12 protein-coding genes are annotated in these 13448 nt (G+C 61.5%); 2 read left to right on the top strand and 10 right to left on the bottom strand.

Annotated features, from left to right (window positions below; translation table 11 throughout):
• Nucleotides 1-3: 3 nt before the first annotated feature.
• Entirely contained in the window at nt 4-876 is an 873-nt protein-coding gene (yghU, locus tag ATN00_RS10690; RefSeq protein ID WP_062064545.1) for a glutathione-dependent disulfide-bond oxidoreductase, read from the top strand.
• An 18-nt stretch (nt 877-894) separates the two neighbouring features.
• Here yghU and ligA read toward each other — a convergent pair whose 3' ends face one another.
• Genes ligA through ATN00_RS10670 form a run of 4 tightly spaced genes read right to left on the bottom strand, consistent with a single transcriptional unit; the run spans nt 895 to nt 6642 of the window.
• Nucleotides 895-3036, bottom strand: a complete 2142-nt coding sequence (gene ligA / locus ATN00_RS10685; protein WP_062064543.1) for an NAD-dependent DNA ligase LigA — start codon at nt 3034-3036, stop codon at nt 895-897.
• Nucleotides 3037-3085: 49 nt separating this feature from the next.
• Nucleotides 3086-4747, bottom strand: a complete 1662-nt coding sequence (gene recN, locus ATN00_RS10680; RefSeq protein WP_062064541.1) for a DNA repair protein RecN — start codon at nt 4745-4747, stop codon at nt 3086-3088.
• A 44-nt stretch (nt 4748-4791) separates the two neighbouring features.
• The gene (locus ATN00_RS10675; RefSeq protein WP_062064539.1) at nt 4792-5565 is read right to left on the bottom strand and encodes an outer membrane protein assembly factor BamD; all 774 of its coding nucleotides are present in this window, start codon (nt 5563-5565) and stop codon (nt 4792-4794) included.
• A gap of 48 nt (nt 5566-5613) precedes the next feature.
• Nucleotides 5614-6642 (bottom strand): sensor histidine kinase, encoded by a 1029-nt coding sequence (locus tag ATN00_RS10670; RefSeq protein ID WP_062064538.1) that lies wholly within the window; start codon nt 6640-6642, stop codon nt 5614-5616.
• Nucleotides 6643-6828: 186 nt separating this feature from the next.
• Here ATN00_RS10670 and ATN00_RS23425 point away from each other — a divergent pair, with 186 nt between their 5' ends.
• Nucleotides 6829-7572: a hypothetical protein gene (locus ATN00_RS23425; protein WP_156415265.1), complete on the top strand. Its 744-nt coding sequence runs from the start codon at nt 6829-6831 to the stop codon at nt 7570-7572.
• Between the two features lie 221 nt (nt 7573-7793).
• Here the strand turns inward: ATN00_RS23425 and pnp are convergent, their stop codons facing one another.
• From pnp to rbfA, 6 genes are all read right to left on the bottom strand, one after another.
• Nucleotides 7794-10097 carry a polyribonucleotide nucleotidyltransferase gene (pnp, locus tag ATN00_RS10660; protein ID WP_062064533.1) on the bottom strand — a complete coding sequence of 768 codons (2304 nt, stop codon included), beginning with the start codon at nt 10095-10097 and terminating at the stop codon, nt 7794-7796.
• A 174-nt stretch (nt 10098-10271) separates the two neighbouring features.
• Nucleotides 10272-10541: a 30S ribosomal protein S15 gene (gene rpsO, locus ATN00_RS10655; RefSeq protein ID WP_062064532.1), complete on the bottom strand. Its 270-nt coding sequence runs from the start codon at nt 10539-10541 to the stop codon at nt 10272-10274.
• 17 nt (nt 10542-10558) lie between these two features.
• Nucleotides 10559-11452 carry a tRNA pseudouridine(55) synthase TruB gene (gene truB, locus ATN00_RS10650; protein ID WP_062064529.1) on the bottom strand — a complete coding sequence of 298 codons (894 nt, stop codon included), beginning with the start codon at nt 11450-11452 and terminating at the stop codon, nt 10559-10561.
• Nucleotides 11453-11484: 32 nt separating this feature from the next.
• Entirely contained in the window at nt 11485-11865 is a 381-nt protein-coding gene (locus tag ATN00_RS10645; protein WP_062064527.1) for a DUF6491 family protein, read from the bottom strand.
• A gap of 100 nt (nt 11866-11965) precedes the next feature.
• On the bottom strand, nt 11966-12865 hold the full coding sequence (locus tag ATN00_RS10640) for an alpha/beta hydrolase family protein (RefSeq protein ID WP_062068677.1): 900 nt from the start codon (nt 12863-12865) through the stop codon (nt 11966-11968).
• 169 nt (nt 12866-13034) lie between these two features.
• Nucleotides 13035-13430: a 30S ribosome-binding factor RbfA gene (gene rbfA, locus ATN00_RS10635; RefSeq protein ID WP_062064524.1), complete on the bottom strand. Its 396-nt coding sequence runs from the start codon at nt 13428-13430 to the stop codon at nt 13035-13037.
• Nucleotides 13431-13448: the final 18 nt, after the last annotated feature.

Below are 13448 nucleotides of genomic sequence, written 5' to 3'. Positions count from 1 at the left end.
TGCATGACCGAAAGCTATACCCCGCCGCGCGTCTGGACATGGGACAAGGCGAATGGCGGCACATTCGCCAATATCAACCGCCCCATCGCCGGACCGACACATGACAAGGATCTGCCGGTCGGCAAACACCCACTGCAGCTTTATTCCCTCGCGACGCCCAATGGGCAAAAAGTCACAATCCTGCTTGAAGAACTGCTGGAAGCCGGACATAAGGAAGCGGAATATGACGCCTGGCTGATCCGCATCGGCGAAGGCGATCAATTTTCCAGCGGCTTCGTTTCCGTCAACCCCAACAGCAAGATTCCCGCGCTGATGGATCACAGCGTGTCTCCGCCCCAGCGCATATTCGAATCGGGCGCGATCCTGCTTTATCTGGCTGAAAAATTCGGCGCTTTCCTGCCTGCCGATCCGGCCAAGCGCGCGGCGACGCTGTCCTGGCTGTTCTGGCAGATGGGCAGCGCGCCCCTGCTGGGCGGCGGCTTTGGCCATTTCTTTGCCTATGCGCCGGAAAAATACGAATATCCGATCAATCGCTACACGATGGAGGTGAAGCGCCAGCTCGATGTGCTCGACCGCCATCTCGCGGACAATGAATATATGGCGGGCGATGAATATGGCATCGCGGATATGGCAATCTGGCCCTGGTATGGCGGCGTCGTCCTCAATCGCACTTACGAAGGGGCCGGCGAGTTTCTCGACGGAGCCAGTTACAAGCACCTCAATCGCTGGGCGAAAGAGATCGACGCACGTCCGGCCGTGAAGCGTGGCCGTATCGTCAACAAGGTCTCCGGTCCGCTGGACGAGCAGTTGCACGAACGCCATGAAGCCCGCGATTTCCAGATGAAAACGCAGGACAAGCTGGAGCAGGCGTCCTGAGGTAAAGGCCGGGCCAGCTTACCCCTGGCCCGCCGCCTTCACGATCTCGGCCCAGGCGGCTTCATCGATCACCTCTATGCCCAGAGCCGCAGCCTGCTTGAGCTTCGAACCCGCGCCGGGGCCAGCGACCACCAGATCCGTCTTGGCGCTGACCGATCCCGCCGCCTTCGCGCCCAGACGTTCCGCCTGCGCCTTCGCCTCATCGCGGCTCATCGTTTCCAGCTTGCCGGTGAACACCACGATCTTACCCGTGACGGCGCTGGCCGTGGTTTGCACCACATAATCGGGCGGCGATACTTCGCCCAGCAGATCGTCCCACACCGCGACATTATGTGGTTCATGGAAGAAATCGGCGAGCGCATGACCGACCGCCGCGCCGACATTTTCGACGCCGATGATTTCGGCAATCGCCTTGTCCCGCCGGTTGAGGAAACGGCTTTCCTCCTCTCCTTCCACCCGTATCATGGTATCGCGCAGGGCGACGATCTCCTGCGCCAGCAAGCGGATGGCGGGCAAGGTCGTGTACCGTTTCAACAAGTCGCGCGCGGTCACCGCGCCGACATGACGTATCCCCAGCCCGAAAAGCAGCCGCGCCGCATCCGGTTTCCGCTTCGCCTCAATCGCGGCGAGCAGATTGTCGACGGATTTCTCCTTCCATCCCTCCCGGCCGAGCAGCGCCGCGCGATGGGCTGACAGACGGAAAATATCGCCCGGCTCCGAAATCCAGCCAAGGTCGAGAAATTCCTCGATCGTCTTTTCGCCAAGGCCCTCTATATCCAGCGCACCGCGGCTGACGAAGTGGCGCAAACGCTCGAACCGCTGGGCCGCACAGACAAGTCCTCCAGTGCAGCGTATGTCCACTTCTCCCTCCTCCCGCACGGCTTCGGAACCACAAACCGGGCAATGATCGGGAAAAAGGAAAGGCGCGCGAACATCCTCGCGGGTGAGATTGTCCACGACCTGCGGGATCACGTCCCCCGCGCGCTGCACGACGATCCGGTCGCCCGGACGAACGCCCAGCCGTTCGATCTCATCGGCATTGTGGAGCGTCACGTTGGAAACCACGACGCCACCGACTGTCACGGGGGTCAACCGCCCCACAGGGGTCAGCTTACCAGTTCGCCCGACCTGGATATCGATGGCTTCCAAAGTGGTTTGCGCTCGTTCCGCCGGAAATTTATGCGCGATGGCCCAGCGGGGCGCCTTGGCCACGAAGCCCAGCCTCTGCTGCCAGTCGAGCCGGGCCACCTTGTAGACGACGCCGTCGATATCAAACGGCAGTTCGGCGCGCTCTGCCTCGATCCGGCGATAATGCTCCAATATGGCGCGCAGCGTATCGACCCGGACCAGCAGGTCGGAAACAGGCAAACCCCAGCCATTTATGGCCCGCATCACGTCCAGTTGGGTTTCACCGGGTATCGCCGAACATTCCCCCCACCCATGCGCCAGGAAGCGAAGCGGACGGCCAGCCGTGACCGTGGCGTCCTTCTGCCTAAGAGAACCTGCGGCCGCATTGCGGGGATTGGCGAATTGCCGCGCCTTTTCCGGGTCATCGGCTTCTGCAAGGAGGCGCTCGTTCAGGGCAGCGAAATCGGCTTTCGCCATATAGACTTCGCCCCTGATCTCGAAGATCTCCGGGATATTGGCGCCTGTCAGCCTCTCTGGAATATCCGTGATCGTGCGGACGTTGGCGGTCACATCCTCACCCGTGGCGCCATCCCCCCGCGTAGCCGCGAGCACCAGTTCGCCCCTCTCATAACGCAGGGAACAGGAAAGCCCGTCTATTTTGGGTTCCGCCGTCAATGCGACAGGCACATCCTCCGGCAAAGCCAGAAAACGGCGAACACGCGCAAGGAATTCCGCGATGTCATCGTCCGCGAAACCATTGTCCAGGCTCATCATGCGAATGGCATGCTGAACTTTTTTCAGCCCGGAAGTGGGGGCCGCCCCTACCTGACGATTGGGGGAATCCGCGCGCACCAGGTCAGGAAATGCTGCCTCCAGCGCATTGTTTTCCCGCATCAGGGCGTCATATGCCGCGTCCGTGATCTCCGGCTGATCCTGATCGTGGTAAAGCCGGTTGTGCCGCGCGATTTCCTTTGCAAGGCGCATCAGGCGATTGGCTGCTTCGGCTTCGGTCATGGAGGCAGGTTCAGTCATGCGCCTTCCATAGCGCCGTGCCTTTCAAGCGGAAAGGCTGAAGCCGCCCTCAGACCTCCAGTAACCGTTCGGCCTGCGCTCGCGCCTCTGCGGTGATTTCCGCGCCGGACAACATGCGCGCAATCTCTTCACGGCGTTCGCCCGCATCGAGCGCATGGACGCCGGTACGCGTGACCGTCCCGTCGCTGGACTTGGCGATCAGCATGTGCCCAGCTCCACGGGCCGCGACTTGCGGGCTATGGGTGACAACCAGAATCTGGCTGCTTTGCGCCAAGCGGGCCAGGCGATCTCCGATAGCGGACGCGACCGCGCCGCCCACGCCCCGATCTATCTCGTCGAAGATCAACGTATCGGCCCCTCCCCGCTCCGCCAATGCCACCTTCAACGCCAGGATGAAACGCGACAATTCGCCGCCCGAAGCGATCTTCACCAGCGGTGCGAAGGGTGCGCCGGGATTGGTCGATATCTCATATTCAACCCGATCCAGACCCTGCGCGCTCCACTGGCCCTCGTCCAGCGGCGCCACCACCGTGCGGAAACGAGCCGCATCCAGTTTCAAGGGTGCCAGTTCCGCCGCGACGGCCGCATCCAGCCGCTGCGCCGCCGATTGGCGCTCGGTCGAGAGCTCTTGCGCCGCTTGCCGGTAAGCATCCGCTTTGGCCGCGACGGCCGCTTCCAGCGTGGCGAGATGTTCCTCACCCCCTTCGATGGCGGAAAGTCTGTCTGCCATCTCTTCCCGCAATGCTGCGAGGTCATCGGGCTGCACCTGATGCTTGCGGGCAAGGCCGCGCAGATCGAACAGGCGCGTTTCGATCGCATCCAGTCTTGCCGGATCGAAACTCAACGCCTCGGCCGACTCACTCAGCCGCTCCTCCGCCTCCCCGGCCTCGATCACGGCACGGTCGAGCGCCGCCAGCACATCGGCCAGCGGAGCATATTCCACCACAATCCGGTCCAGCCGCCGCGCCGCCTGCCGCAATTGCGCCAGTCCGCCGTCCGATCCTGTCAGGCACTCCGTCACGGCGGCAAGATCATCGGTCAGGCGAGCGCCCTTCTGCATGGTGGCCCGTTCGTCGGCCAAAGCCGCTTCTTCGCCCGGTCCCGGCGCAAATCGCGCTAGTTCCTCGACCGCATGGGTCAGGTAATCGCGGTCACGCGCTGCGCTGCGAACCGTTTCCCGTGCATCCGCCAAGGCATCGGCAGCCGTTCGCCATGCCATATAGGCCGCAGCGACATGGGCGACATCGCAGCGCCCATAGACATCTAACAGCGTCCGATGACCGCGCGGATTGAGCAATCCCCGATCATCGTGCTGCCCGTGAATTTCAACCAGCGTCCCGCCCAGTTCCCGCAACAGCGCAGCGGAGCAGGGTTGATCGTTCACAAAAGCCCGGCTCCCACCATCGGCCTTGAGCGTCCTTCGGATGATGAGCGGTTCGCCCGGTTCAAGGGCGATCATGTTTTCTGCAAGGAGCGCGAAGGCACGATGGTCTGGCGCAGGCGCATCGAACGTCGCGGTGACGCTTGCCTGCGATTCGCCGTTCCGCACAAGCCCGCTGTCGGCCCGCGCGCCCAGCGCCAGTCCCAGAGAATCGAGCAGGATCGATTTGCCCGCCCCGGTTTCCCCCGTCAGCACGCCCAGACCTGGCCCGAACTCCAGATCGAGCGCCTCGATCAGCACGACGTTGCGAATGGACAGGGCGGTCAGCATGGCCTGCTTCTACCCTTCGCTGTACAAAAGGGGAACAAACGATCCTATGCCTTGGGTGCATATTCCCGAATGAGCTTGAAGGAGCGTTCATACCATTTGGTGCCGGGATAGTTGGCCCCCAGGACAGCCGCTGCCTTCTTCGCCTCATCGGGAATACCCAGGGCAAGATAGCTTTCGACCAGACGCTCCAGCGCTTCGGGCGTGTGAGTCGTGGTCTGAAATTTGTCGATCACCGTGCGAAAACGCAGCGTTGCCGCCAGCCACTGGCCACGGCGCTGATAAAAGCGGCCAATCTCCATTTCCTTGCCAGCCAGATGGTCGTTGACGAGGTCGACCTTGAGGCGGGCATCGGAGGCATAGCGCGTATCGGGATAACGGCGGATCAATTCGCCCAGCGAATCCAGCGCCTGCTGCGTGATCTTCTGGTCGCGGGTGACGTCTGCAATCTGCTCATAATAGCAGAGCGCGATCAGATAATAAGCGTAGGAAGCGTCCTTGTTGCCGGTATGGATCGACAGAAAACGCTGCGCCGCGCCGATCGATTCATTATAGTTGCGATTCATGTAATAGCTGAACGCCGACATGAGCTGCGCGCGCCGCGCCCATGGCGAATAGGGGTGCTGGCGTTCCACTTCGTCGAATAATGCGGCCGCCAGCTTATATTGTCCGCGATCCAGCCGGTATTTACCCGCATTGTAGAGCGTGGACACGTCACGGGCGACATATTGGGTGTCGGCCTTGTTCTTCGATGTCGCACATCCCGCGAGCAGGACCAGAGCGGCGGCAGCGCCAAGGCGCATCATGGTTTTCGTCAGCATGGGCCGGGTCATAGCCGAGCGAATGGCCGCCGCCAAGCGGCAGAATGGTTAGTCGGATGTTACATTCGCCGATGGCGGAAGATCAAGGCGCGCAACCGCTCCGCCGCCGGCGCCCGGCTCCAGCACGAAACGCCCGCCAAGCTGGGCCGCCAATGCAGCCGCGATGCGAAGGCCCAGGCTGTTCGAAGCGCCGATTTCCTCACCTGCCGTTATGCCCTTGCCGTCATCGACGACCCGCAGGGCAAACCCTTCCTCCGATGCGTCCAGCGAAACGCGTACCGTGCCCGCGCGATCGGGCAGGCCATGTTCGATCGCGTTGCTAACCGCCTCCGCCACGATCAGCGCCAACGGAACGCTGACATGCGATGCGAGCAGCAATTGACGCGGGGCTGCGACATGGACGGCAATGTCCTGCCGTCCGCTGGCTTCGATAATATCGCCACACAATGTCGTCAGAAACGCGCCGACATCCTGTCCTTCTCCGGACGGATGATACATGGCGCGGCTGATCTTGCCGATCAATGCCAGCCTGGCCGACGCATCATCCAGCGCGCGGCGTGCGGCGTCATCATCGATATCACGGCGTTGCAGGGCCAACATGGCCGCGACCACCTGCAGATTATTCGATACGCGATGCTGCAATTCGCGAAACAGCAGATCCTTGGTATCCGCCAGTTCCCGGCTGCGCTTGCGTTCCACGGCCAGATGAAAATTCACCCGCTGCATGAAATGGATCAGGGCGATAGCCACGACCATGACTATTACATAAAGGCACAGGATCATCACCAGGTGGGGCGTGACTTCATATCCCGTATAAGGAAGCAGGAAAAAATAGCTGCCAAACAGCAGTCCCAGCATCGCCGCCCACAGGCCCGGCCACACCCCGAACAAAAAGGCCGACAGAATCACCGCCGGGAAAAAGGCGGCGAAGGGCGCGGCGCTCAGCAACAATGGCCTCATGGCCAGACGCAGCCCCAATGCCGCAAGGCAAAATAAGGCCGCCCAGAAAAAGCCCATCCAGCGCTGGCCGAGCGCAAGCGGCAAACGTTCTATGAATCGATCATTCCCGCGCCGCATGAAAATCCCCAGACAGTCCTTTGTTACAGTAGCATAACTTTCTGGGGATGCATTGATGGAGATTAGTCCGACGCCGTTTCAAAAAGGGGTTATGCCATTTGCAACCTGTGATCGTGCATGGCGGTTTTCGACCAAAGCCAATCATTCAGGAGCCCCAGTTCCTCACTTCGAAACGGACATCGAAGGATGGGCGGTACGCTTATGTCGGTGGTTGCCGCCGAAGAAACGGGACGGATGAACATTCAACCACAGCTTCCTGCGTTCATTCTCTTCGCGATCATCCTGTCCGGCGGATTCGGAATCGCGCGCATGACCTTCTTCCGCCATGACTTCATCGGAATGTTGGCCATCATCGTCGCATTGGCTCTAACGGCGGTGTACAAGCGTCTCGCAACTTCGAGGCGTCCTTATGTCCGCTGCGCTATGGGCAATCCGCGGTCGAAATGGCCAATCAATCTCGCGTCAGCAGCCAGTGATAGCTTTGAAATTTTTCCAGGCCGACCGGAAGGTTACGCCGGTTACACCGACTACACTGCGATGAGTGTCGATGTTAACGACGATCTTGCAACGCGACAGCCCGCCCAGCAGTTTGCGCTTTTGGGTTTCGGGAATGGTTTTCTTCAAGGAGTTCCGAACGGGCTCCCTGATGTTGAAGGCTCTTGCCGCACTCATTTCCGCGCCATCGATGCCTCCCAACAATATAGGGAGTCGATCGGCTGGCTAACTTATCTCCAGCGATCCGGCACAGACAACGCAGCACCCTCCACAGAAAACCTTCATTCGGTCATCCAGTCCGTCGCATCGGCGGTTTGCTCCAAAGGGCCGATCACCATGAAATTTTGGGACAGGGTGCACAACACCTCGACGCAAGTGGCGCATCGCCCGAAATGCTCAAGGAATGGACGGACATCTATGAGACGGCCTTTATAGAGGGGCAACGACAGGCGCGCGATGCAGCCGTCATAACTAAGCCAATCTAGTCGGCGTGGACGCTTTCCGACACTTGCGGCCGAGAAGCTGACTGACCGCTACCTACCCACTCCGACATCCGCTGCACAATTTTGCAAACCGCATAATCGCCTCACAAAAAAGGGCGCCCGGAAATCCGGACGCCCCCTTTTTTTATTGGCACGATTGCCGCGATGGACCGTTCAGTCCTGCGTCAGGAAATCGGGCAAGCCGGCATTGGAGCCGTCATCGCCATCCTTATCGTCGCGAGGACCACGGTCGCGACGGGGGCCGCGCTCGCCACGCTCGCCGCCACGACCACCGCCATCACGACGCGGGCCACGGCCACGGTCGCCGCGATCACCACGAGGCTCGCGAGGTTCGCGCGGAGGACGGGTGTCTTCCAGTTCCTCGCCGGTTTCCTGATCTACGACGCGCATCGACAGGCGCACCTTGCCGCGCGGATCGATTTCGAGAACCTTGACCTTCACTTCCTGGCCTTCGGACACGACATCGGTCGGCTTTTCGACACGCTCATTCTTCATTTCGGAGACGTGGACGAGACCGTCCTTGCCGCCCATGAAGTTCACGAACGCACCGAAGTCGACGATGTTGACGACCTTGCCGTTGTAGATCTTGCCGACTTCCGCTTCCTCGACGATGCCGAGAATCCACTTCTTCGCGGCTTCGATCTGGTCGATGTCGGACGAGCTGATCTTGATGATGCCTTCGTCGTCAATGTCGACCTTCGCGCCGGTTTCCGCGACGATTTCGCGAATGACCTTGCCGCCGGTGCCGATGACGTCGCGGATCTTGGACTTGTCGATCTGGATCGTCTCGATGCGCGGAGCATGGGCCGACAATTCGGTCCGGGTCGAAGACAGCGCCTTGTTCATCTCACCCAATATGTGCGCGCGGCCTTCCTTGGCCTGACGCAGCGCGACTTCGAAGATCTCCTGCGTGATGCCGGCGACCTTGATGTCCATCTGCATGGTGGTGATGCCGCTTTCCGTGCCCGCCACCTTGAAGTCCATGTCGCCGAGGTGATCCTCGTCGCCAAGAATATCGCTGATGACCGCAAAATCCTTGCCTTCCAGGATCAGGCCCATGGCGATGCCCGACACCGGACGCTTGAGCGGTACGCCCGCGTCCATCATCGAAAGCGAACCGCCGCAGACCGTCGCCATCGAGGACGAGCCGTTGGACTCGGTGATGTCGCTGAGGACGCGGATGGTGTAGGGGAAGTCTTCCTTGCTCGGCAACACAGGGTGCAGCGCGCGCCATGCCAGCTTGCCATGGCCGACTTCGCGGCGGCCCGGTGCGCCGAAGCGCCCTACTTCACCGACCGAATAGGGCGGGAAGTTATAGTGCAGCATGAAGTTTTCATAATAGACGCCGTTCAGGCCGTCGATCATCTGCTCGGCGTCCTTGGTGCCCAGCGTGGTGGTGCAGATCGCCTGCGTTTCACCGCGGGTGAACAGCGCCGAACCATGGGTGCGCGGCAGGAAGCCCACCATCGCTTCGATCGGGCGGATCTGCGTGGTGTTACGGCCGTCGATGCGCTGACCATCCTTCAGGATCGCGGTGCGGACGATTTCGGCTTCCAGCTTCTTGGTCAGCTTGATGCCGGCCATCACCATCTGCGGGGCAAGACCGTCGGCCTCGAACATCGCCTTCGCCTTGGCGCGGGCTTCGTTCAGGGCGTTGGAGCGGGCCGACTTGTCGGTCAGCTTGTAGGCGGCGGCGATATCCTTGCCGATCAGCTTCTTGAGCTTCGCCTTCAGGTCGCCCAGATCGTCCTGTGCGGCCATTTCCCACGGATCCTTGGCGGCCTTTTCAGCCAGTTCGATGATCGCGCCGACGACCTTCTTGCTCGCTTCATGGGCGAACAGCACGGCGCCCAGCATGACGTCTTCCGAAAGCTCCTTGGCTTCGGATTCGACCATCATCACCGCGTCGTGCGTGGCGGCGACAACCAGATCCAGATCGCCGGTCTTCACTTCGTCGAGCGAAGGGTTGAGCTGATATTCGCCATCCTTGTAACCGACGCGCGCCGCGCCGATCGGACCCATGAAGGGCACGCCCGACAGGGTCAGCGCAGCCGAAGCGGCGATCATCGCAACGATGTCCGGCTCGCTATCGCCATCGAACGACAGCACCTGGGCGATGACGTTGATCTCGTTGTAGAAGCCTTCGGGGAAAAGCGGGCGGATCGGGCGGTCGATCAGGCGGGAAACCAGCGTTTCCTTTTCCGTCGCGCCACGCTCACGCTTGAAAAAGCCGCCCGGAATGCGGCCGGCGGCGGAATATTTTTCCTGATAATGGACGGTGAGCGGGAAGAAGTCCTGCCCGTCCTTCACCGACTTGGCGGCGGTCACGGCGCACAGCACCACGGTTTCGCCATAGGTCGCCAGCACGGCGGCGTCAGCCTGACGCGCAATGCGGCCGGTTTCGAGAGTCAGGGTCTTGCCTGCCAGCTCGATGGATACTTTCTTTACGTCGAACATGTGTTTTCCTTCGCCCGCCTGGCCCTATTGCCCGGCGGGGCCTCATATGCGGACAAAGCCGGTCCGCGGCGGCTGTGGGGCATCTTTTGGCCCCTGACGGAATGCACCGCCGAATTGCGATGCCCCCGGAATCGGAAACGGCCCCGCTGGGGGGCCGTCCCTTCTATAACAGGCTTACTTACGCAGGCCCAGCTTGGAGATGAGGTCGGTATAGCGGCCCTCATCCTTATTCTTGAGATAGTCCAGCAGCGAACGGCGCTTGTTGACCAGCATCAGCAGGCCGCGACGGCTGTGGTTATCCTTGTGGTGACCCTTGAAGTGCTCGGTCAGGTTGGCGATACGCTCGGAGAGGATCGCGACCTGGACTTCGGGCGAACCCGTATCGCCTTCGGCACGGGCATATTCCTTGATCAGCGCTTCTTTGCGCTCTGCAGTGATCGACATCGGCTTCCTTTCTTCAACTAGAGATTAAAGCCGCGCACCACCCGGATATCCGGGCCACTGGCCTCCACCAGCGCGACGGGCGTATCGCCCTCCATCGCCAGCATGAGACCGGTATGCGGTTTCCCCATCAGCGCCTTCCCCTGTCGGAGAGCCAGCGCTTCATCGGGAGAGACGGGGAGAGCCGGGATGTCGTCCAGCCCCGCCGTCAACGGCAGCATAAGCTGCACGATGCCGCCGCCCGTAGCAGCTTCGTTCAATTTGTCCAGCGAAATAGCGGAGTCGAGCGTGAACGGCCCCGCTTTCACCCGGCGCAGCATGGTGACATGGCCGACCGTGCCCAGCGCCAGCGCAATATCGCGAGCGAGGCTGCGGATATAGGTGCCCTTGGAAACATGGGCGGTAAGGGTGATGGAAGCCAGCCCCTCCCCTTCCGCTTCACTGGCCGTGATGGTGAGGGAATGGATCACCACGCCCCGCATCTTCATCTGCACATCCTGCCCGGCGCGGGCGAGGTCATAGGCGCGCTGGCCGTCGATCAGGATCGCGGAATAGGCGGGCGGCGCCTGTTCGATGGGGCCGGTAAAGCGAGACAGGATCGCTTCCACCTGCGCTGGCGTGGGGCGGATGCTGCTGGTCGCGATCACCTCCCCTTCCAGATCGAGCGTGTCGGTCTGCGCGCCAAAGTCGATGGTGAAATCGTAAATCTTGTCGCTATCGAGCATCCGCCCCGCAAGTTTGGTCGCTTCCCCTATGGCGACCGGCAGCACGCCCGTCGCAAGGGGATCGAGCGTGCCGCCATGGCCTACCTTCACTTTCCCCGCGCCGCTTTGGCGCAAGGCACGCTTGACCGCCCCCACCGCCTGCGTCGAGCCTAGTCCCAAGGGTTTGTCGAGGATGATCCAGCCATGCATCCGCGCGCCTGTATCTTGCGCGGATGCCTCTGTCAGCCCTTATGCGCCTTGGCTGGCGGTGGGGCGCTGGTGACCAGGCTCTCGATCGGACAACGCTGACCGCCGACCTGGATCGCGGAAAAGCGGTCGAGCCTGTCTCCGCCCCATGTGCGGAATCCCACCGCTTCGGCATAGGGCAGGTCCGTGCACGCTCCCATCAGGCTGGCGCGATACCAGTTGCGATGCTGGTCCTGAATATACAAGCCCTCATCGCCGTCGGCGCGCCAGTTGGATATGCCGCCATGATTGACGAAGGGGATGCTGGCTTCGCGTCCCAGCGGACGGTCCGATCCCGTCGCCGCCATGGCCGTTCCCGCAAGCGTCAGCACCGCCGCCGCGACAGCGAAACGGGCCAATTGAGCAATGTTCTTCATTTTCCGGCTCCAATCTTGTTTCAGAGCCCCTGTTGAAAAGGAGGTAAGTGGTGGCATCCCGTCGTTCAACGGAATGCGACACTTTGCTACAAATCTCTCTTCAGCGCAGCGGCGGCGTGACGCCCGCCAGAAAGCGGACCAGCGCATCGGCCAGCGCGATCCGTTTATCGGAAAAGCCATGATCCGTCGGCCAGACCATCAGGCGGGATGAAGGATTGGCGGATTGGGCATCGGCGGCGACTTTGCGCGCGGTAGCGCCAAGGCCCCGTTCCGCGCCGATGATCGTCAGCGAACGCTGGCCCAGTGCGACAAGGCGCTGACCAAGGTCGAGGCGGCTTGCATGGGCTTTGAGTTCCTCGGTGAGGGTGTCATAGGTCGCGCCGTGCAGCGGCGCCAGATCGCCCGTCACCTCCGCTTTCCATGCCGCTTCGCCCTGCGCCGTGGAGAGCGATGCCGCCGTTTCGGCCGGGTTCCACGGGTCGATAAGGAAAAGGCCCGCAACCGCCCGATCGTCAGCCGCTGCATCTGCCGCCATGAAGCCACCCATGCTGTGTCCGGCCAGCACGATCGCGCCGGCGTCGATCCGGTAACGGGCCACGACGCCGGGCTGGCGCAGAAAATCGAGCGCCGTGCGGGCATCCTCCGCCGCATGGGTGAAGGAGAAAGTGCCGGGGCTCCCCCATGAACCGCGATAATGCAGGGTCAGCACATTCCATCCAGCGCGTCGGGCGGCTTGCGCGAGGTCAAGGTTCTGCTCATTGCCGGGGAAGCCGTGCAGCAGGAGCAGGGTCGGATGCAACCCCGCCCCCGCGGCGGTATACATGATCGCGTTCATCGCTCCCTCGCCAGCCGGGATGACAAAGGCGCTCATGCCTGCTGGAAAGGCGGTATCCGGCGGGGGATCGGCGGTGACGGCGGAATGAATCGCCGACTCCTTCGCCATCGCTGCATCAGGCAGGCCCACCATCATGGAGGTGGAAAGCCCCAGAAGCAGGAACATTCCCGCCAATCGTCGCATATGTCTCGCGGGATGCGCCATTTTCCGTCCATTCCCTGAAATATTATGCCCAATCGCCAGCCAAACGATCTGGAAGAAACAGCTTAAGCCGATCCGTCCGAAATAGGCAGCGATTTTGAGATCAGGGCGGGGCAGCAACTGGCCTTGCGGCTCAATCTTCCTGAGGTTTTTCCAGATCTTGGACGACTTTTGGGTCACGCAGCAGGCGGTCGATATGGCTGCCCTCGTCGAAACTTTCGTCCGCGAGGAATTTGAGCTTAGCCGCATATTTGAGGCGGATGCGGTGCGCGACTTCCCGCTGGAGATAGGCGGTGTTGGTCCGCAGCGCCTTCAGCACCGCTTCCTCATCCTGTCCCAGCAGGGGTTTCACGAACACCGTCGCATGGCGCAGGTCGGGGGACATGCGGACTTCGGTGACGCTGACGACATGATTGTTCAGCACATCGTCATGCACATCGCCGCGCGTCAGGATTTCGGACAGGATATGACGCACCTGTTCACCCACGCGAAGCAGGCGGACGGAAGGGCCTTCGGGTTGTTGAGCCATAGCAAATCCTCATCACCC

It is taken from the genome of Sphingobium baderi (assembly GCF_001456115.1).
Taxonomy (GTDB): Bacteria; Pseudomonadota; Alphaproteobacteria; order Sphingomonadales; family Sphingomonadaceae; genus Sphingobium; species Sphingobium baderi_A.
The sequence above is the reverse complement of the archived record's forward strand: the minus strand, read 5'-3'. Positions and strand labels throughout refer to the sequence as shown.